The sequence below is a fragment of the Microbacterium sp. zg-B185 genome (assembly GCF_030246885.1).
In the GTDB taxonomy this organism is placed as follows: domain Bacteria; phylum Actinomycetota; class Actinomycetes; order Actinomycetales; family Microbacteriaceae; genus Microbacterium.
In genome coordinates, this window is the sequence record NZ_CP126739.1 from 2406714 (window position 1) to 2424252 (window position 17539).

Consider the following 17539-nt stretch of genomic DNA (forward strand, 5'->3'; position numbering starts at 1 on the left):
GATGCTAGCCAGACAGGCTGTGAAATACCCAGACGGAGTCTGCGTGAGAGCCCGTGGCATACTAATGGAGCGCCCGATGAGGGGCGTGCGGTTCGCCCCGCAAATTCCATCACTACGGATCGTCCGGCACGTACCTGCCGGTGAAGGAGAAGAAAACAATGGCGTCAGTCACGTTCGACAACGCAACCCGCTTGTACCCCGGAGGCACCCGCCCGGCGGTCGACAAGCTCAACCTCGAAGTCGGCGACGGCGAGTTCCTCGTCCTGGTCGGACCCTCCGGTTGCGGCAAGTCCACCTCGCTGCGGATGCTGGCCGGCCTCGAAGAGGTCAACTCGGGTCGGATCCTCATCGGCGACCGCGATGTCACCGACGTCCCGCCCAAGGACCGCGACATCGCGATGGTGTTCCAGAACTACGCGCTCTACCCGCACATGACCGTCGCCGAGAACATGGGCTTCGCCCTGAAGATCGCCGGCGTCGGCAAGGAGGAGCGCGCGGCGCGCGTCCTGGAGGCGGCCAAACTCCTTGACCTCGAGGACTACCTGACGCGCAAGCCGAAGGCGCTCTCCGGCGGCCAGCGTCAGCGCGTCGCGATGGGTCGCGCGATCGTGCGCCAGCCGCAGGTCTTCCTGATGGACGAGCCGCTGTCCAACCTGGACGCGAAGCTGCGCGTACAGACGCGCACCCAGATCGCGTCGCTGCAGCGCCGCCTGGGCGTCACCACGGTCTACGTCACGCACGACCAGACCGAGGCCCTCACCATGGGTGACCGCATCGCGGTGCTCAAGGACGGCCTCCTGCAGCAGGTCGGCACGCCGCGCGAACTGTATGAGCGCCCCAACAACGTGTTCGTCGCCGGATTCATCGGCTCGCCCGCGATGAACCTCTTCCAGTCCGACCTCGCCGAGGGCGGCGTCAGGTTCGGCTCCGAGGTTGTCCCGCTGGATCGTGACACGGTCGGCCGCGCGAACGGCAGCCAGGTCACCATCGGCGTGCGCCCGGAGGACATCGTGGTCGGCCCCGCCGACGGCCGTGGTCTGTCGGTCGTGGTGGATCTCGTTGAGGAGCTCGGCGCAGACGGATACCTCTACGGGCACACCGACATCAGCGGCGAGCGCACCGACATCGTCGCGCGCGTCGACGGCCGCAACCACCCGAACGCGGGTGAGACGGTCACGCTGGCCGCCACCGCCGGACACGTCCACGCCTTCGATGTGGAAACCGGCGAGCGCCTCAACGACGCTCCGGTCATCTCGGGCACGTAGCGAACAGCAACCGCGGCGCGGAGGGTCATCGACCCCCGCGCCGCGGTTTCATTTTCCAGAGACCCTGGAGGGATATGTCAGACGCGCTCAGCATCACCGCGAGCTCGGTGGACCCCGCCCTGCTGGCACTGCCCTGGTCGACTCCGCTGGCCGAGTGGCCGAGCAGCACGATCGTGTTCCTGCCCAAGGGACTCTCCCGTCACCTCGTCCGCTTCGCCAACCTCTCCGGCCGCGTGGTGGCGATCAAGGAGACGACCGAGCAGATGGCGCGTCGCGAGTACGACATGCTCGGGAACCTGGATCGCCTCGATGCGCCCTGCGTCCAGCGCGTCGCGGTGATCGCCGGAAGGATGGATGCCGCGGGCAGAGCCCTGCCGGCAGCGCTGGTCACCGCGCATCTGAAATTCTCCCTGCCGTACCGTGCACTGTTCACGCAGGTGCTTCGCCCGGACACCGCGAACCGCCTGGTGGATGCGCTTGCGGTCCTGCTGGTGCGTCTGCACAACGTGGGATTCTTCTGGGGCGATGTCTCACTGTCGAACACCCTCTTCCGCCGTGACGCCGGCGCCTTCGCGGCCTACCTCGTGGACGCCGAGACCGGCGAGCTGCACGAATCCGGTCTGACACCGGGCCAGCGCGCCCACGACCTGGATGTCGCCCGCACCAACATCGCGGGCGAGATCATGGACCTGGAAGCGGGCGGCCGCCTCGAAGGCGGCGTGGATGCGGTGGCCATCGCCGACGGCATCCTCTCGTCGTACCGGCTGCTGTGGGCGGCCCTGACCGATCAGGAGACCTTCGCCGCGAACGAGTCGTGGCGCATCACCGAGCGGGTGCAGCGATTGAACGATCTCGGGTTCGACATCGGGGAGATGTCCATCCAGGCCAGGACCGACGGAACGCGTGTCTCGATCCAGCCGAAGGTCGTCGACGCCGGGCACCATCAGCGCCGACTGCTGCGCCTGACCGGCCTGGACGTCGAAGAGAACCAGGCACGGCGACTGCTGAACGATCTGGACGAGTTCCGGGCGAGGATCTCGCGCACGGGCGATGACGAGGACATGGTGGCGCACGAGTGGCTCACGCGCGTCTTCGAGCCGGTGATCAAGGCCATCCCGTTCGACCTCCGCGCCAAGCTCGAACCGGCCGAGGTGTTCCACCAGGTGCTCGAGCATCGCTGGTACATGTCTCAGCGTCGCGGGCGTTCGGTGCCGCTGGCCGAGGTGCTCACCAGCTACATCGACGACGTCCTGCGCCACCGGCGCGACGAGGCGACCCTGATGGGGCCGGTCACCGAGACGATGTCGCTGCCGGTGGTCACCTCCAGTGGCCGGCCGCTCGGGCCGGACGAGAACGCCCCTCTGGAGGCGGACGAGGAAGCGGACAGCCTGGACTGGCGCGACCTGGTCTGAGTTCAGACCAGCACGCTCACCGGGTTCTCGATGCGGCGGACGAAAGCCGCCAGCAGCTGCGCCGCCAGCGCACCGTCCAGCACCCGGTGATCCGCCGAGAGCGTCACCGTCATCACCGTCGCGACCGCCAGCTCGCCGTCGGCATCGACCACGGGGCGCCGGGTCGCGGCGCCCACCGCGAAGATCCCCGCCTGCGGCGGGTTGATGATCGCCGAGAACTCCCGGGTTCCGTACATGCCCAGGTTGGAGACCGAGAACGAACCGCCTTCCAGCTCGTGCTGCCTGAGACGACCTGCCCGCGCACGTTCCGCGAGATCCCGTATGGCGCGGCTGAGCTCGCCGAGCGGCATCCGTTCTACTCCCTGCACGACCGGTGTCAGCAGACCGCCGGGCACCGCGACCGCGATCGCAAGGTCGACGCCGGTGAACCGGCGGATGGCGTCGTCGGTCCAGATGGCGTTCGCCTCGGGCACGTCCTGCAGCGCTGCGGCGACCGCCTTGACCACGAGATCGTTCACCGACACGCTGACATCCGCCGCGTCGTTGATGCGTGCGCGCACGGCGAGCAGCTCGTCGACCCGGCAGTGCGCGACTAGATAGAAGTGCGGCACAGTGGCCGTGCTCTCACCCAGCCGCCGGGCGATCGCACGGCGCATGCCGGTGTGCGGGATGTCGGTGTACTGGGCCGGCACGGCGTCGACGTGAGCGGATGCCGAGGCCGGCGCCGGCGGCACGGCAGCGCGCGCCGAACCGCCCAGAGCGGCCGTCAGAACGGCATCCAGGTCTCGTCGCACGACCCGTCCGTTCGGCCCCGACCCGACCACCGCGGAAAGGTCGATGCCGCGTTCGCGAGCGAGCCTGCGCACCAGCGGGCTGGCGAAGAGTCGGCTGCCGGCTCCACCCGGCGCGGCGGCCGGAGTGGACGCGGCGGCCGCGGTGGCCGTCGTGACCTCGGCGGTCGGTGCGGGCGCGGCATCCTGCGCGACCGCCGCCGCCGCCGCCGTCGCCGTCGCCGTCGCCTCGACGCTCCGCAACGCCTCTTCGGCGCTCTCGCCCGGCGCAGCCAGAACGGCGATCGGGCTTCCCACCGTGGCCGTCTCGCCGGCAGCCACGAGCACACCGGCGATCGTTCCGTCCGCTTCGGCCTCGTACTCGACAACGGCCTTCTCGGTCTCTATCTCGACGATCGCCTGACCGACGGTGACCTGGTCGCCGACGTCGATCAGCCAGGTCTGAATGGCGGCCTCGTTCCCGCCTGCTGCCAGCTGCGGCATCCTGACCACCACGCCCATCAGCGGCCTCCCCATGCGGCGCGCATCCGTTGCAGGCCGGCGACCACGTCGTCGGTACCGGCGATCGCGGCGCGCTCCAGCACCTTCGAGATGCTGGGGCTGGCCTCACCCCCGGTCACCCGCTCGATGGGCTGATCCAGCCAGTCGAAGAACCGGCGCTGCAGCTCGTCGGCCAGCCAGCCGCCGTAGGACGGACCGCGCGCACCCTGCTCGACGATCAGCACGTTGTTCGTCTTGCGGATGCTGTCGCCGATCGTGTCCCAGTCCAGCGACGCCCGGTCGAGCCAACGCAGATCGATCACCTCGGCGTCGATGCCGGTCTGCTCCACAGCCTCCAGGGCGTGCCCGACCATGGACAGATAGGTCAGCACGGTGACCTCCGATCCGCTCCGACGCACGGCGGCGTGGCCAGGCGGGATGACGTAGTCGAGATCCCCGTCCGGGATCCGGTCGGCCTGTCCGTACAGGTCCACGTGCTCGATCACCAGCACCGGGTCCTCCAGCGCGAGCGCGGCGTTCATCAGCCCCACGTAGTCCGCCGCGGTGGAGGCCGCGGCGATCCGCCACCCTGGCTGCGTCGCGAAGATCCCGGCCGGATCCATCAGGTGCTGCGAGCCGTAGCCGGACCCCATCGCGACTTTGGTGCGCAGCACCAGCGGGACGGTGTTGTTGCCGCCGAACATGTGCCGGGCCTTGCCGACCTGGTTGAAGACCTGGTCGGCGGCGACCCACATGAAGTCGGGGTACATGAACTCCACCACGGGCCGGAAGCGCCCATCCAGCGCCACCCCGCCGGCCAGTCCGAAGAAGCCGTTCTCGCTGATCGGCGTGCCGATCACGCGGTCCGGGCCGTACTTCTGCGCCAGGCCCTTGGTCGCGCCGTTGGTGCCCCCGTTGAGGCGGTGCACATCTTCTCCGAGCACGATGATGCGCTGGTCGGTCTCCATGCGCCGATCCATCGTGGCCGCGACCGCATCGACGAACTTCATCTCGCGCCAGGCGCCGGCGTGCTCCTCCGGCTCGCGGGCGTCCAGACCCTCCAATTCGCTCGCGTCCCCGCGGATCCCGGTGTCCACGACGGCCGGGTCCGGCCACAGCTCGGGCCGGATACGGCGGCGGCCGTCGTCGTCGCGGTCGTCCTCGGTGAGATTCGCGACGGCTGCGGCCATCGCGGCCTGAGCCTGCTCGCGCATCGAGACGATCGTGCCGTCCTCGATCAGGGACAGCTCCCGCATCCGGGTCGCCACCAGCTCAAGCGGGTCACGTGCACGCCACCCGGTCTCTTCGTCCTTGGTGCGGTAGCCGAACGCGCTCCCGGGGTACGGGCCGTTCTGGTGGAAGAAGCGGTAGACCTCGGCCTCCACGATGGCCGGCCCCTCCCCCGCGCGCATGCGGGCGAGCGCCTCGTCCGTGGCGAGGTGGACCGCGAGCGGGTCCATGCCGTCCACACGCCAGCTGGGGATGCCGAATCCCTGTCCGCGCACCGAGAACCGGGGGTCCGCGGTCACCTCGTCGGCGTGCGTCGATACGGCGTAGAGGTTGTTCTCGATGAAGTACATGACCGGCGCCTTCCACGCCGCGGCGAGGTTCATCGATTCCAGAACGGACCCGATCTGGCTGGCGCCGTCGCCGAAGTAGTTGATCGACACATCGGTGGTCGCGGCGTGTTTCTGCGCCCACGCGTGTCCGGTCGCGATGGGGGCCCCGCCGCCGACGATGGCGTTCGTGCCGAGGGCACCCGCCTCCAGCCACTGCAGGTGCATGGATCCGCCTCTCCCGCCGGAGAATCCCTGCGCCAGGCCCAGGATCTCGGCCAGCGTCCGCTGGAGCAGGTCTTGCAGCGGCGGCGTCACCAGTGCGGCCGGGTCGAGCGGACCGGTCGCGACGTGATGAATGGCCTTCGCCAGGAACTGGTGGTGACCGCGGTGCGAGCCGTTCACGGCATCCGTGGAGCGCAGTCCGACGATGGAACCGACCGCTCCGCCCTCCTGGCCGATGCTGGAGTGCGCGGGGCCGTGCACGAGACCGTCCGCAGCAAGATCGAGGACGGACTCCTCGAATGCCCGGATCAGGTGCAGCTGTCCCAGCATGGTGCTCAGCAGTGCGGGATCCGCCGCCTGCCAGTCCGCGGGGGTGGTCTGGAGCTGTACCCATTCCACCCCGGTCTGCAAGCGTCGTCGCTTCGGCATCCGGCCATCTCCCTCGACAGTGCCTGATCATGCATGCCTGATCATGCATGCCCGATCACGGTTGCCCGATCACGGTTGCCCGATCCCGCGCCGCAACCGAGCGTGGCTGTCAAACTAACCCTCAATTGGATCCAATACAAGCCTTTGTGCGGGATATGCCTGCGCCGCTGCGTCGTTGCTTGCCATACTGGATCCAATCAGGACGAGGAGGTCAGGCATGAGTGCAGCGCTGCCCGGCATGCGAGGCGTGGATCACGTCGGTTTCACGGTGCCCGATCTGGATGAGGCGGAGCGCTTCCTGGTCGACGTGCTCGGTGCCATCCCGATCTACACGCTGGGTGAAAAGCGGGCCGACGACGAGTGGATGGCCACCCAGCTCGGCGTGCATCCGCGAACGGTGATCCGCGAGATCCGGTTCTATCGGCTCGGTTCGGGCACCAATCTCGAAGTGTTCGCCTATGACGCAGCCGATGGGCAGCGTCCACAGCCGCGCAACAGCGACATCGGCGGTCATCATCTCGCTCTGTACGTCGACGACATGGACGCGGCGGAGGCGTTCCTGCGCGAGAAGGGCGTGGAGGTCATGGGTGCACCGGTCCGCAGCGCCGGCGCGTCCGCGGGTCAGCGCTGGCTGTATTTCCGCTCGCCCTGGGGCATGCAGTTCGAGCTGGTCAGCTTCCCGGACGGCAAGGCATACGAAGCGGAGGCTCCGGTCACACTGTGGCATCCGGCGAGGCCGGCCGAATGAGCGACGACGACGGCGCCGGCGGCACGCTCGAGCCCGGTCGCGGCCGGGACGGCGACGCCGGCGCGCGCATCGCGCACAGCATCCGCGAGGGGATCATCCGCGGCGACTACCCGCCGGGGACGCGCATCCGCCAAGAGGACCTCGCCTCGAGATTCGGCGCGAGCCGAGTCCCGGTGCGCCAGGCGCTGCAGCAGCTGGAGTACGAAGGTCTCGTGACTGTCGTGGCGAACGCGGGCGCCTGGGTGGCGAGCCTGACGCTGGCCGAGTGCGAGGAGGTGTATCAGATGCGCGAACGGCTCGAGCCTCTTCTGCTGCGCTACAGCGCGCCGCATCTGAGCCCGTCCGAGATCCAGAGCCTCGCCGACCTTGCCCAGCGCATCACCGTCGAGGGAGCCGACACCGACACCTTCCTCGCGCTGGACAGGCGGTTCCATCTCGCCAGTTACGCCGGTGCACACACCTCGGTGCTGGGCGATCTCATCCAGAAGCTCTGGAACACCACCGCCCCGTATCGGCGTGCGTACGTCGCCTCGTGGGAGGCGGATTCCAGACGCATCGCCCACGAGGAGCACCACCTGATCGTCGCCGCTCTGCGCGACGGCGATATCGAAGAGGCCGAGCGCGTGCTGGCCGGGCACATCCGCCGCACCCGGCGCCAGCTGGTGAAGAGTCCGCAGATCTTCGCGAGCTGAGCGTCATCCGCTCGGCAGCGACCGATGCCCGGGCGTGCGCTGCGACTCAGCGCGCCGCGGCCAGCATGCGCGCGAGGAGCACCGGGTCGGGCTGGAGCCGGCCACGCTCGATGCGGTGCGCCAATTCGAGGACGACGGCGTTGACGGGGGTGGGGATGCCGAGGCGGGCGCCCTCGCCGACGACGTGGCCGTTGATGTCGTCGACTTCGCTGTGGCGTCCCTTGCGCCAGTCCTGCAGGACGGTCGTCGTGGCGCCGGGCACCACGAACGCCGCGAAGAGTTTGTCGGTCATGATCTGAACGACCCTCGAGCTGTCGGCGATCTCCTCCGCCGTGAGCCCGAAGATCGGCAGCACCGGGTGGCCCAGCGCCGCCCCGACCGCGAGCGCCTCGTCACCGGCTGCGACCATGACGTCCCGATAGCCGGGCAGGTGCAGGGCGTCCAGCATCGGCAGGCCCAGGACCGCCGACGTGACCAGGAGCGTCGCGTTGCTGACCAGCTTCATCCACTTCGCGGCCTGGATGTCATCCGAGACGGCGACTGTTCCGGAGTGTCGGAGCAGACTCGCAACCTCCTCGATGCGGTCGGACGGTCCGCCGGGGAGAGCTCCGACGGCGAACCACGACCGCGCCACGCCCGTGTGCCGGTGCACCAGACCGGGTTCGTTCATCGTGGCCGAGCATTCGATGACCACCCCCAGGGTGCGCTCTGCCCCGACGACGTCCTCCACGACACGAGCGGTCATCCCGTTCTGCACGCCCGCCATCAGACCGTCCGCGACGAGGTGAGGCTCCAACAGCTGCGCCGCCCAGCGGGAGTCGTACGCCTTCATCACCATGAGCACCACGTCGAACTGCGTCTTCACCTCGGCGACCTCGCACAGGTTGATCACGCGTGGCCGCACGTGCAGTTCACCTTCGGGCGTCCGTACGCGCAATCCGTCCGTCCGCATCCGTTCCACGTGCGCGGGCCACTGCTCCACGAGCATCACGTCGTGACCGGCGGCGGTGAGATCCGCGCCGATCGATGCTCCGTTGGCGCCGGCGCCGAGCACGGCGATCCGCGGGTCGCTCATCATGGGTCCTCTCCTTCGCGGGCGAATCGAGAATACAGCGCAGATGTACACCGGGCCCGCGATAGTCTGAGAAACACCCGCCGGTTGGTCCCGTTGTACACCTTCACTTGACACGACACGAGAATCGCTCGACAGTATCTTCAGGTCAGGTCACCAGTCAGCGAGGAGAACAGGACATGATCCTCCACATCGCAGCTTTCCGCTGGAAGCCAGAGGTCGCCGAGGCGGATGTCGCGGCACTGACGGCGGCGCTTCGGGAGATGGCCTCCGGGATCCCCCAGATCCGGTCCTATGTCGCCGGCGCCAACCTCCGCCTGCGCCCCGCCGGCGCCGACTACGGGATCGCCGCGATCCTCGACGATGCGGCGGCGCTGAACACCTACCTGGATCACCCGGAGCACATGGCGGTCTACGAGAAGTACCTGGGCTGGATGATCGCGGAGCGTTCTGCTGTGCAGCTGCCCATCTCCGATGGCGCGTTCGCATGACGTCGATGCGCGCGGCCGTGCTGCACGATGTGGGCGATCTCCGCATCGAGGAGGTCGAGGTGCCCGCTCCCGCCGAGGGCGAGGTCCTGATCCGCGTGGCCGTCTGCGGCGTCTGCGGCAGCGATGCGACGGAGTTCGGCCGCGGGCTGGTGCTCGCGGTGCCGCCGGTGACGCTGGGCCACGAGTTCGTCGGCGTCGTGGCGGCCGTCGGACGAGGCGTGGACGGGCTCGCGGTCGGCGCCACGGTCGTCAGCGGCGCCGGCGTCTCGTGTGGAGAGTGCAAGCCCTGCCGCAACGGCCGCACGAACCTGTGCCGTTCCTACACGACGGTGGGTTTCCACCACGATGGCGGTCTCGCCGGCTACGTCCTCGTGCCGGCCGGGATCGTGCTGGACGTGTCGGCTTCGGGCCTTGCTCTCGACACTCTCGGGCTCACCCAGCCGATGGCCATCGCCGTGCACGCCGTCCGCCGCAGTGGGCTGCGCGCCGGCCAGGATGCCGTCATCGTCGGCGTCGGCGGCATCGGAGCGTTCATTGCGGTCGCCGCAGCCGCCACCGGCGCCAGGCTGCTGGTCGTCGACCTCAATCAGGACCGGATCGAGCTCGCGCTCCGCCTCGGGGCAGCCTCGGGCCTCATCTCCGGGTCGATGCCGATGGCTGCCCGGCTGGATGAGCTCGGGATGGACGTGGACGTCTTCTTCGAGGTCAGCGGGTCCGCCGCCGGCCTGGCCGCAGTGCTCGATGCAGCCAAGCCCGGCGCGACCATCGTGCCGGTCGGCATCCAGCGCGGCGAACCCGCGTTACCTCTGGGCCGGTGGACGCTGAAGGAATTCACGATCGTAGGGACGGTCGCCCACGTGTACCAGGACGACTTCCCTGAGGCGGTGCGCCTCCTCGGCACACGAGAGGACTGGTCCGACATCGCCGGTGAGGTGATCCCGATCGACGAGGTCGTGGAGGCCGGGCTTCAGCCGCTGCTGGAAGGTCGCTCGCGTCAGATCAAGACACTCGTCGATCCGTGGGCGAGCACGCCCCGGGCCGCGCAGCACTCCCGCTGACGCCGGCGGACCGTCTCAGGAGTCCAGATCGTCCATCGCCCGGAGGACGTCCACGGCCGAGGACGGAGCCCGCCCGGCGGCCGCCTCCGCGCCGGGTGCGTCCCGGAGCGACTCATTCTGCTGTCGCCGCCCCACGACGAACCACACGCCTTTCGCGACAGACCCCGTGCGGTTCGAGTACAGATGCGGCCTCACCGAGTCGAACTGGAGCGAGTCGCCGGGACCGAGGACGAAGGTCTCGAAATCCAGATGCAGGGTCAGCTCCCCCTCGAGCAGATAGGCGTACTCCACGCCGGAGTGCCGCATCAGCTTCCCCTCGATGGAACTGCTCGCACCGGGCGCGTAGGTGACCAGAAGCGCATCGGCCGGCCCGCCGGCGCCCACCGCGAGCCGTTCCCAGACCACGCCGTTCTCCATCTCGATGCGCGGGTTCTCCGCCCCGCGCTGCACGTCCGGCAAGGCCGGTCCGGAGTGACCGAACAGCGACGCGGCCGGCTTCGCCCCGGACTGCGGAATGCCCATCAACTCATCGAGCGAGACGCCCAAGTGGCTGGCCAGCGCGTACAACGTGGCCACCGAAGGCTGCGTCTTGCCGATCTCGACCTGGGAGATCAAGGACGCCGAGACGCCGAGCGACTGCGCAACGCTGCGCAGGCTGAGCCCACGCTGCGTTCGCACTTCGCGGAGCCGTGCACCGAGGCTGTCCGGCATGCTTTCCCACTCACCTTCGTCGTGAACCGGTCCTGCAATGGCACGGTCGCTGCTGTCATTCTACGGGCGACAGACAGTCGCTACTGTTAAGCTGTACTGCACGCGCAGATCGTGGAGCGACGCTCAGGAGGACTCGATGAAGAGCACTGGCACGACCGGCACCAACGCCGTCGACTGGGAGGAGCGGGTCGATTTCGAGCGCCTCCGAGATGCCCGGCTCGCGCGGCTGAAGGCGGAACTCGATGTGACCGAGCTCGGCGCGGTGCTGGCGTTCGACTTCTCGAACATCCGGTACATGAGCGCGACGCATATCGGCACGTGGGCGATGGACAAGCTGATCCGCTTCGCCCTCCTCACCCGCAACACCGACCCCATCGTGTGGGACTTCGGATCGGCAGCCAAGCACCACGCGCTCTACAACCCGTGGCTGGACACCACCACGGCAGAGATGGATGCCGACCCCAACGCCGCGCATGAGGGTGCCAAGCGGCCTCGCCTGGAATCCGGCGCGCGCGCGGGCATCTCGACCCTCCGAGGGGCATTCCCGCCCAACGCGGAGATCGCCGAGGGCGTCGCGCGCAAGATCAAGCGTGAACTGGAGAAGTTCGGGGTCGCCGACCAGCCCCTCGGCGTGGACGTGATCGAACTGCCGATCCTGTTCGCGCTCCAGAGAGAGGGCATCACGGTCGTCGACGGTCAGCAGGTCTTCATGGAGGCGCGACGCGTCAAGACACCCGACGAGATCCGCCTGCTGACCCAGGCGGCGTCGATGGTCGATGCCGCCTACGAGGAGCTGTACCGGTTTCTCCGGCCCGGCGTGCGCGAGAACGAGGCTGTGGGCCTGGTCGCCAAGACGCTCTACGACCTCGGATCGGAGTACGTCGAGGGCGTGAACGCGATCTCCGGCGAACGCTGCTCACCGCACCCACACGTCTTCTCGGACCGGCTGATCCGGCCGGGCGACCCGGCCTTCTTCGACATCCTGCACAGCTGGAACGGTTACCGCACCTGCTATTACCGCACGTTCGCGGTTGGCTCGGCCAGCTCCGCACAGCGGGACGCCTACACGCGATCGCGGGAGTACATGGACCGCGCGATCGCCCTCGTCAAGCCCGGAGCGACCACCGCCGACATCGTGGCAGTGTGGCCGACCGCGCAGGAGTTCGGCTTCGCGGACGAGGAGGCTGCGTTCGCCCTGCAGTACGGACACGGGGTCGGACTGTCCATCTGGGAGAAGCCGATCTTCTCGCGTCTGACCTCGCTGGATCACCCCGAAGTGCTGCAGGAAGGCAACGTGTTCGCCCTCGAGACTTACTGGCCATCCGCGGACGGGTGGGGGGCGGCGCGCATCGAGGAGGAGCTCGTCGTCACCGCCGACGGCTGCGAGGTGATCACCAAGTTCCCCGCTGAGGAGCTGCTGGTGGCCGGGCGCCGCTATTACACGGTCGACGGTCCGCTGAACCTCCAGCGGGACGCTCAGTCGCATCTGAACACGACCTGGGGGCGCGGAGAGGCGTGACCACACTCGGCTTCCTCGGGCTGGGCTCGATGGGCGGCGGGATGGCCCGCCGCCTGATCGATGCCGGCCACGACGTCACCGTCTGGAACCGCTCGCCCGGTCCCGCCCGCGAGCTGGTCGCCCTCGGCGCCCGCGCTGCGGCCACCCCGGGGGAAGCACTCGCCGCCGACGTGTCGTTCTCGATGCTGGCCAACGACGACGCCACCGATGCCGTCCTCGACTCCGAGTCCGTCAGATCCGCGGCCGGCCGCCGCCACGTGGTCATGGCCTCGGTCAGCCCGTCGTTGACCGAGGCTCTGCAAGTGCGATTCCAGGATGCCGGTGCCCGCTTCGTCAGCGCGCCGGTCCTCGGCCGCCCTGCCGTGGCGGCCGCCGGCGACCTGAACATCCTGGCCGCCGGAGATCCGGCCGACATCGATGCGGTCGAGCCCTACCTGGCCCTGCTCGGCAGGCGCGTGTGGCGCATCAGCGATCGACCGTCGGTGGCGACAGCCGTGAAGGCAGCAGTCAACTACAACATCATCCACGCGCTGCAGGCCATCGGCGAGACGGTCGCAATGACCGAACGCCAGGGCGTCGATCCGGCACTGTTCACCGAACTGCTCTCCAGCACGCTCTTCGGCGGCGTCGTGTACACGGGGTACGGCGACATCATCGCCCGCGGCGCGTACGCCCCGCCGGGGTTTCACATCGCCCTCGGCCGGAAGGACCTCGCGCTCGCGGAGGAGGTGGCCGTCGCGGGCGGCGTGCACCCCGCGACGATGCCGGCGCTGATCGCGGTCTTCGATCGCGCGCTGGCCGATCCCGAACTCCGGGACCTGGACTGGGCGGCGATCGCCGAGGTCTCCCGCCGCGGTCTCGCCTGATTCGCCGCGCGCGAGGGGTCCGGGCGCCGATCGTGGCGGCGGCGCCGGGATCAGATGGTGCCGGATCCGCGGTCGACGTAGAGGTTGACAGCGGAGACCCCTCGGTTGCGCAACAGGAACTGCGTCGCATCCACGACATCGGCCATCGTCGCGAGCTTCCCGCCCGGAGTGTGCCGTTCGTATCCGGCGAGCACGCCGTCGGGCTTGTCAGCCCAGAACGGACTGTCGCCGATGATCCCGGGGTGGAGGGCATTCACCCGGATCGGAGCCAGCTCGAGCGCCAGGGTGTTGACCAGCCCGGTCACGCCCCCGTTGATCGAGGAGACCGTCGTCGAGCCCGGATACGGCAGGTCCTTCGCGCGGCCGCCGAACAGCACGATGCCCGTGTCCACGGTGGGCTCCAGCCGGTCCAGCAGGGCGTGGACCGTCTCGGCATAGCCGACCAGCTTCAGGGTCACGAGCCGGATGGCGCGACCGACGTTGAACTCGCGGATCGTGTTCTGGTCGCGCTCGATCGCGGAGAGCACGAGTCCGTGCACCTTGCCCACGGAGCTCAGCCGCTCGGCGATCGTGTCCGGCTCGGAGATGTCCAGCGCCACGCCGGTCGCCTCGGCGCCGAGGGATGCCGCGATCGCCTGGGTGCGCTCCGGGTCGCGCCCGGTGACCACGACGCGATCGCCGCGGGCGATGCAGTCCTTCGCGAGTTCGAGTCCGATGCCGGATGTTCCACCGACGATGACGATGGTCCTGTCGCCCAATGCAGCTCCTCGCGGGTGTGTCATCTTGTGCCGACCGAACCGGCGACCACAGATTGCTTCGAACTGGGATACGCGACTGTTCCGACCCTTCGCCCGCCGCCGCGCGCGGAGTCGGCCGGGAAACGGAGCCAAGTGGCACTGGACATCGGTGTTCAGTACTGCTTAACCTAGGTCACGTCGATCACGCTGGCAAGTAAAGCAGGAGCAGCGTGCGCGGCGAGGGCGCGGGCTGGGGAAAGCCGGCATCCGCGCGACTGCGAATCAAGGAGGATGAGCGTCACAATGACCGGCACACCCGCTTCTCAGCCCGGCCAACCCATCGTGTTCCGGAACGGGATCGTCCTGACCGTGGACGATGCCCTCACCGTCCTGCCCGAAGGCGACGTCCTCGTCGTGGACGGCAAGATCGCCGGTGTCGGCGTCGACCTGGCCGTTCCGGACGGGACATTCGAGATCGACGCCGCGGGCGGGATCATCATGCCCGGCATGGTGGACACGCATCGGCACATGTGGCAGACCGCCATGCGCGCGTACGGTGCCGACTGGACGCTGACGCAGTATTTCGTCTGGTACTACCTGCAGCACGGCATGAAGTTCCGCCCCCAGGACTATGCGGCCGGCAACCTCATCTCGGCACTGGACGCCGTCGAATCCGGGGTGACGACGAGCGTCGACTGGTCGCACGGCCTGCGCACCGTGGAGCACGCCGAAGCAGCCGTGGACGCGCTGGTGTCCTCACCCGGACGATTCGTCTTCGCCTACGGCAACATCCACCAGTCGCCGTGGGAGTGGACGGCAGATCCTGCCGTCCAGGACCTGCTGATCAGGTCACGCGATGACTCCCGGATGTTCGGCACGCAGATCGCCTTCGACGTGCCCAACCAGGACGAGGAGTTCCCCGAGCTGGCAGCCTATCGAGTGGCCAAGGACCTCGGTCTGCGGGTCACGACCCACGCCGGCGTCTGGGGGGCGACCAACGACTGGGGCATCCGGAACGCATATGACGCCGGAGTCATGGAGGAGGGGTTCACCTACGTGCACGCCGCCTCCCTCTCCGCCGACTCGTACCAGAAGATCGCTGCGACCGGCGGGAACGTATCACTCGCGACGGAGTCGGAGGACACCTGCGGTCAGGGCTACCCGCCGATTCACCATCTGCGTCGCTACGGCATCCCGGTGTCGCTGTCAGTGGACACGAGCGTCTGGTTCAGCGCCGATCTGTTCTCCGCGATGCGGGCCACCGTCAATGCCGACCGTGCGCTCGAGCACATGCACGCGCATCAGCTGGAGCCCGCCGAGACGATCACCCACGTGAAGCTGCGTGCGCAGGATGTCGTCTACATGGCCACCCGAGGCGGGGCCAAGGCGATCGGCAAGGACCACCTGATCGGTTCGCTCGAGGAGGGCAAGCTCGCCGACGTCGTCCTGCTGAAGAACGACGACTCGCCGACCTGGGCTCCGTTGATCAACCCCTGGGGCCAGATCGTCTACCAGGCCCAGCGCGGCGATGTACACACCGTGCTGGTCGGTGGCGAAGTGGTCAAGGCCGGCGGCAAGGTGGTCGCCGGGGACCTGGCCTCCGTGAAGGGCAAGCTGGCGGACACGGTCGCCTATCTGGAGAGCGAGGTCGGCGACGACTGGATCTCGGGTCAGTTCCCCGAGATCCCCGAGAGCGAAGTGCTCTTCAACCCGTATCAGTACAAGAAGTAGCGGTCGGGGTGGGGTCGCAATCAGCGGCCCCACCCTGCGCTCAGTATCCGACGGTGAAGCGTGCGCGCGAGTACTTCGGCGATTCGATCTCGTCGACGATCGCGACGGCCAGATCCTGGCCGGAGATGTACGAGTTCCCTTCGTCATCGGTGACCAGCACGTCGCCGCCGATGCGGTACGAGCCGGTGCGCTCTCCCGGGTTGTAGACGCCGAACCCGCCCGCGGGATGCACGTAGAACCAGTCGCGCGAGGCGTCCGTCGCCTGCAGATCCTCAAGGATGCCGATCGCCTCGAGCGCTTCGGGCTTGTACTCCTCGGTGAAGGAATCCTGGTCCACCAGTCGCGGACCGCCTTCGGCGATGAGGCTGCCGCCTGCGCCGCCGATCACGCCGACGCGTACGTTCTCGGGCAGCGCAGCGACCAGCTCGGCCGTGCTCGGCCGCACGTTGCCCACCATGTCGCCGCGGGCCGGGACGGTGGAGACGACGACCTCGACGCCCTCCAACTCGCTGACCAGGCTGGGCACATCGAGGATGTTCCCCTCCAGGTACGTGGCACCCTCGACCCGCTCAGCGGGAACGTTCCGCGCGACCGACACCACCGTGTGCCCGCGACTCACCGCCTCGGCGACGATGTTGCGGCCGGCGTAGCCGGTTCCTCCGATGACGGCGATGCGAGTCATGCTGTTCCTTTCGACGGGGTTTCGGGTCTCAAGTCTCAGTCTGGCTGGTTCATTGCCGTGGATCGAACGTGTGACGCAATCATTTGCCCTGCGCGCGCAGCGTGGAGACCTGGTAGAGGGCGACGGATGCCGCGATCCCCGCGTTCAGCGACTCGGTCGCCGTGTCGATGGGGATGGACACGATCTGGTCGCAGTTCTCGCTGACCAGGCGAGACAGCCCCTTGCCCTCCGAGCCGACGACGATGACGACCGGGCGGTCGGCGAGTGCGAGGTCAGGCAGTGACACGTCTCCCCCGCCATCGAGTCCGAGGACGAAGACGCCCTGCTTCTTGAATTCCTTCAGGGTGGCCGTGAGATTCGGTGCGATCGCCACCGGGATGCGTGCTGCGGCGCCCGCACTGGTCTTCCAAGCGGCGCTGTTCACGCTCGCCGACCGTCGCTGCGGCAGGATCACGCCGTGGCCGCCGAACGCTCCCGTGGAGCGGATGATCGCGCCCAGGTTGCGCGGGTCGGTCACCCCGTCCAGAGCGACGAACAGGGGCGTCTGGCCGCGGTCGATGACCTGCTCCAGAAGATCCTGCGGGTGCGCGTACTCGTACGGCGGCACCTTCAGCGCGACGCCCTGGTGGACGCCGTCGAAGCCGGCCATGCGGTCCAGTTCGGGCCGCGTGACCTCCATCACCGGGATCTCGCGATGCGTGGCGATCGACAGCATCTCCTTGACGCGGTCGTCCATCTCCACCCGCTGAGCGATGTAGAAGGCGGTCGCGGGGATCTTGGCACGGAGTGCTTCCAGAACGGAGTTGCGCCCGGTCACGACCTCGGTGTCATCGTCCTTCTTCGCGCGCGACTGCCGCGAGGCACTCGCCTTCTGCCCCGGCTTGCCCGAGCCGCCGGCAGCGGAATAGCGCTCGGCCGCGGCTTTGCGCTTGCCCGCGGGGTGCCACGCCCGGTCCTCCGCCTTCGGGGTCGGTCCGCGTCCTTCCAGCGATCGCTTGTTCTTGCCGCCTGTGCCCTTGGTGGGGCCCTTCTTGCCCTTGCTGGCGCCCGGGCGCCCCGGCTTACCGGCCATGT

Annotated in this window: 16 protein-coding genes; 9 read left to right on the forward strand and 7 right to left on the reverse strand. The window is 68.6% G+C overall.

What is annotated here, in order from left to right:
- Nucleotides 1-158: 158 nt before the first annotated feature.
- Together QNO12_RS11625 and QNO12_RS11630 are read left to right on the forward strand one after the other, a co-directional pair.
- Nucleotides 159-1265: an ABC transporter ATP-binding protein gene (locus QNO12_RS11625; protein ID WP_257503393.1), complete on the forward strand. Its 1107-nt coding sequence runs from the start codon at nucleotides 159-161 to the stop codon at nucleotides 1263-1265.
- Nucleotides 1266-1339: 74 nt separating this feature from the next.
- On the forward strand, nucleotides 1340-2677 hold the full coding sequence (locus QNO12_RS11630) for a DUF4032 domain-containing protein (protein WP_257503394.1): 1338 nt from the start codon (nucleotides 1340-1342) through the stop codon (nucleotides 2675-2677).
- A 2-nt stretch (nucleotides 2678-2679) separates the two neighbouring features.
- Here the strand turns inward: QNO12_RS11630 and QNO12_RS11635 are convergent, their stop codons facing one another.
- Together QNO12_RS11635 and QNO12_RS11640 are read right to left on the reverse strand one after the other, a co-directional pair.
- Nucleotides 2680-3984, reverse strand: coding sequence for a dihydrolipoamide acetyltransferase family protein (locus tag QNO12_RS11635; RefSeq protein ID WP_257503395.1), 1305 nt, complete (start codon nucleotides 3982-3984; stop codon nucleotides 2680-2682).
- A complete protein-coding gene (locus tag QNO12_RS11640) occupies nucleotides 3969-6158 on the reverse strand; it encodes an alpha-ketoacid dehydrogenase subunit alpha/beta (protein ID WP_257503396.1) in 2190 nt (729 codons plus the stop codon). The genes QNO12_RS11635 and QNO12_RS11640 overlap by 16 nt, the downstream gene beginning before the upstream one ends.
- A gap of 217 nt (nucleotides 6159-6375) precedes the next feature.
- Here QNO12_RS11640 and QNO12_RS11645 point away from each other — a divergent pair, with 217 nt between their 5' ends.
- Together QNO12_RS11645 and QNO12_RS11650 are read left to right on the forward strand one after the other, a co-directional pair.
- Nucleotides 6376-6906, forward strand: coding sequence for a VOC family protein (locus QNO12_RS11645; protein WP_257503397.1), 531 nt, complete (start codon nucleotides 6376-6378; stop codon nucleotides 6904-6906).
- Nucleotides 6903-7598 (forward strand): GntR family transcriptional regulator, encoded by a 696-nt coding sequence (locus QNO12_RS11650; protein WP_257503398.1) that lies wholly within the window; start codon nucleotides 6903-6905, stop codon nucleotides 7596-7598. Before QNO12_RS11645 ends, QNO12_RS11650 begins: the two co-directional genes overlap by 4 nt.
- 46 nt (nucleotides 7599-7644) lie before the next feature.
- Here the strand turns inward: QNO12_RS11650 and QNO12_RS11655 are convergent, their stop codons facing one another.
- Nucleotides 7645-8676 (reverse strand): ketopantoate reductase family protein, encoded by a 1032-nt coding sequence (locus QNO12_RS11655; protein ID WP_257503399.1) that lies wholly within the window; start codon nucleotides 8674-8676, stop codon nucleotides 7645-7647.
- A gap of 173 nt (nucleotides 8677-8849) precedes the next feature.
- Here QNO12_RS11655 and QNO12_RS11660 point away from each other — a divergent pair, with 173 nt between their 5' ends.
- Nucleotides 8850-9161 (forward strand): Dabb family protein, encoded by a 312-nt coding sequence (locus QNO12_RS11660; RefSeq protein ID WP_257503400.1) that lies wholly within the window; start codon nucleotides 8850-8852, stop codon nucleotides 9159-9161.
- Nucleotides 9158-10219, forward strand: coding sequence for a zinc-dependent alcohol dehydrogenase (locus QNO12_RS11665; RefSeq protein ID WP_257503401.1), 1062 nt, complete (start codon nucleotides 9158-9160; stop codon nucleotides 10217-10219). The genes QNO12_RS11660 and QNO12_RS11665 overlap by 4 nt, the downstream gene beginning before the upstream one ends.
- Nucleotides 10220-10234: 15 nt before the next feature.
- Here the strand turns inward: QNO12_RS11665 and QNO12_RS11670 are convergent, their stop codons facing one another.
- On the reverse strand, nucleotides 10235-10930 hold the full coding sequence (locus QNO12_RS11670) for a helix-turn-helix domain-containing protein (protein ID WP_257503402.1): 696 nt from the start codon (nucleotides 10928-10930) through the stop codon (nucleotides 10235-10237).
- A gap of 136 nt (nucleotides 10931-11066) precedes the next feature.
- Here QNO12_RS11670 and QNO12_RS11675 point away from each other — a divergent pair, with 136 nt between their 5' ends.
- Together QNO12_RS11675 and QNO12_RS11680 are read left to right on the forward strand one after the other, a co-directional pair.
- Entirely contained in the window at nucleotides 11067-12449 is a 1383-nt protein-coding gene (locus QNO12_RS11675; protein ID WP_257503403.1) for a M24 family metallopeptidase, read from the forward strand.
- Nucleotides 12446-13315 carry an NAD(P)-dependent oxidoreductase gene (locus QNO12_RS11680; protein WP_257503404.1) on the forward strand — a complete coding sequence of 290 codons (870 nt, stop codon included), beginning with the start codon at nucleotides 12446-12448 and terminating at the stop codon, nucleotides 13313-13315. The genes QNO12_RS11675 and QNO12_RS11680 overlap by 4 nt, the downstream gene beginning before the upstream one ends.
- Nucleotides 13316-13365: 50 nt before the next feature.
- Here the strand turns inward: QNO12_RS11680 and QNO12_RS11685 are convergent, their stop codons facing one another.
- Nucleotides 13366-14073 (reverse strand): SDR family NAD(P)-dependent oxidoreductase, encoded by a 708-nt coding sequence (locus tag QNO12_RS11685; protein ID WP_257503405.1) that lies wholly within the window; start codon nucleotides 14071-14073, stop codon nucleotides 13366-13368.
- Nucleotides 14074-14343: 270 nt separating this feature from the next.
- Between QNO12_RS11685 and QNO12_RS11690 the strand changes: the two genes are divergently transcribed.
- The gene (locus QNO12_RS11690; RefSeq protein ID WP_257523013.1) at nucleotides 14344-15783 is read left to right on the forward strand and encodes an amidohydrolase family protein; all 1440 of its coding nucleotides are present in this window, start codon (nucleotides 14344-14346) and stop codon (nucleotides 15781-15783) included.
- A gap of 40 nt (nucleotides 15784-15823) precedes the next feature.
- Here the strand turns inward: QNO12_RS11690 and QNO12_RS11695 are convergent, their stop codons facing one another.
- A complete protein-coding gene (locus tag QNO12_RS11695) occupies nucleotides 15824-16465 on the reverse strand; it encodes an NAD(P)-dependent oxidoreductase (RefSeq protein WP_257503407.1) in 642 nt (213 codons plus the stop codon).
- A 79-nt stretch (nucleotides 16466-16544) separates the two neighbouring features.
- A complete protein-coding gene (gene rlmB, locus QNO12_RS11700; protein ID WP_257503408.1) occupies nucleotides 16545-17537 on the reverse strand; it encodes a 23S rRNA (guanosine(2251)-2'-O)-methyltransferase RlmB in 993 nt (330 codons plus the stop codon).
- Nucleotides 17538-17539 lie beyond the last annotated feature (2 nt).

Coding starts and splice junctions, on each gene's coding strand:
- rlmB (WP_257503408.1), bottom strand. CDS start 17,537: ATGGCCGGTAAGCCGGGGCGCCCGGGCGCCAGCAAGGGCAAGAAGGGC.
- QNO12_RS11645 (WP_257503397.1), top strand. CDS start 6,376: ATGAGTGCAGCGCTGCCCGGCATGCGAGGCGTGGATCACGTCGGTTTC.
- QNO12_RS11670 (WP_257503402.1), bottom strand. CDS start 10,930: ATGCCGGACAGCCTCGGTGCACGGCTCCGCGAAGTGCGAACGCAGCGT.
- QNO12_RS11655 (WP_257503399.1), bottom strand. CDS start 8,676: ATGATGAGCGACCCGCGGATCGCCGTGCTCGGCGCCGGCGCCAACGGA.
- QNO12_RS11665 (WP_257503401.1), top strand. CDS start 9,158: ATGACGTCGATGCGCGCGGCCGTGCTGCACGATGTGGGCGATCTCCGC.
- QNO12_RS11630 (WP_257503394.1), top strand. CDS start 1,340: ATGTCAGACGCGCTCAGCATCACCGCGAGCTCGGTGGACCCCGCCCTG.
- QNO12_RS11660 (WP_257503400.1), top strand. CDS start 8,850: ATGATCCTCCACATCGCAGCTTTCCGCTGGAAGCCAGAGGTCGCCGAG.
- QNO12_RS11690 (WP_257523013.1), top strand. CDS start 14,344: ATGAGCGTCACAATGACCGGCACACCCGCTTCTCAGCCCGGCCAACCC.
- QNO12_RS11675 (WP_257503403.1), top strand. CDS start 11,067: ATGAAGAGCACTGGCACGACCGGCACCAACGCCGTCGACTGGGAGGAG.
- QNO12_RS11640 (WP_257503396.1), bottom strand. CDS start 6,158: ATGCCGAAGCGACGACGCTTGCAGACCGGGGTGGAATGGGTACAGCTC.
- QNO12_RS11695 (WP_257503407.1), bottom strand. CDS start 16,465: ATGACTCGCATCGCCGTCATCGGAGGAACCGGCTACGCCGGCCGCAAC.
- QNO12_RS11635 (WP_257503395.1), bottom strand. CDS start 3,984: ATGGGGAGGCCGCTGATGGGCGTGGTGGTCAGGATGCCGCAGCTGGCA.
- QNO12_RS11650 (WP_257503398.1), top strand. CDS start 6,903: ATGAGCGACGACGACGGCGCCGGCGGCACGCTCGAGCCCGGTCGCGGC.
- QNO12_RS11625 (WP_257503393.1), top strand. CDS start 159: ATGGCGTCAGTCACGTTCGACAACGCAACCCGCTTGTACCCCGGAGGC.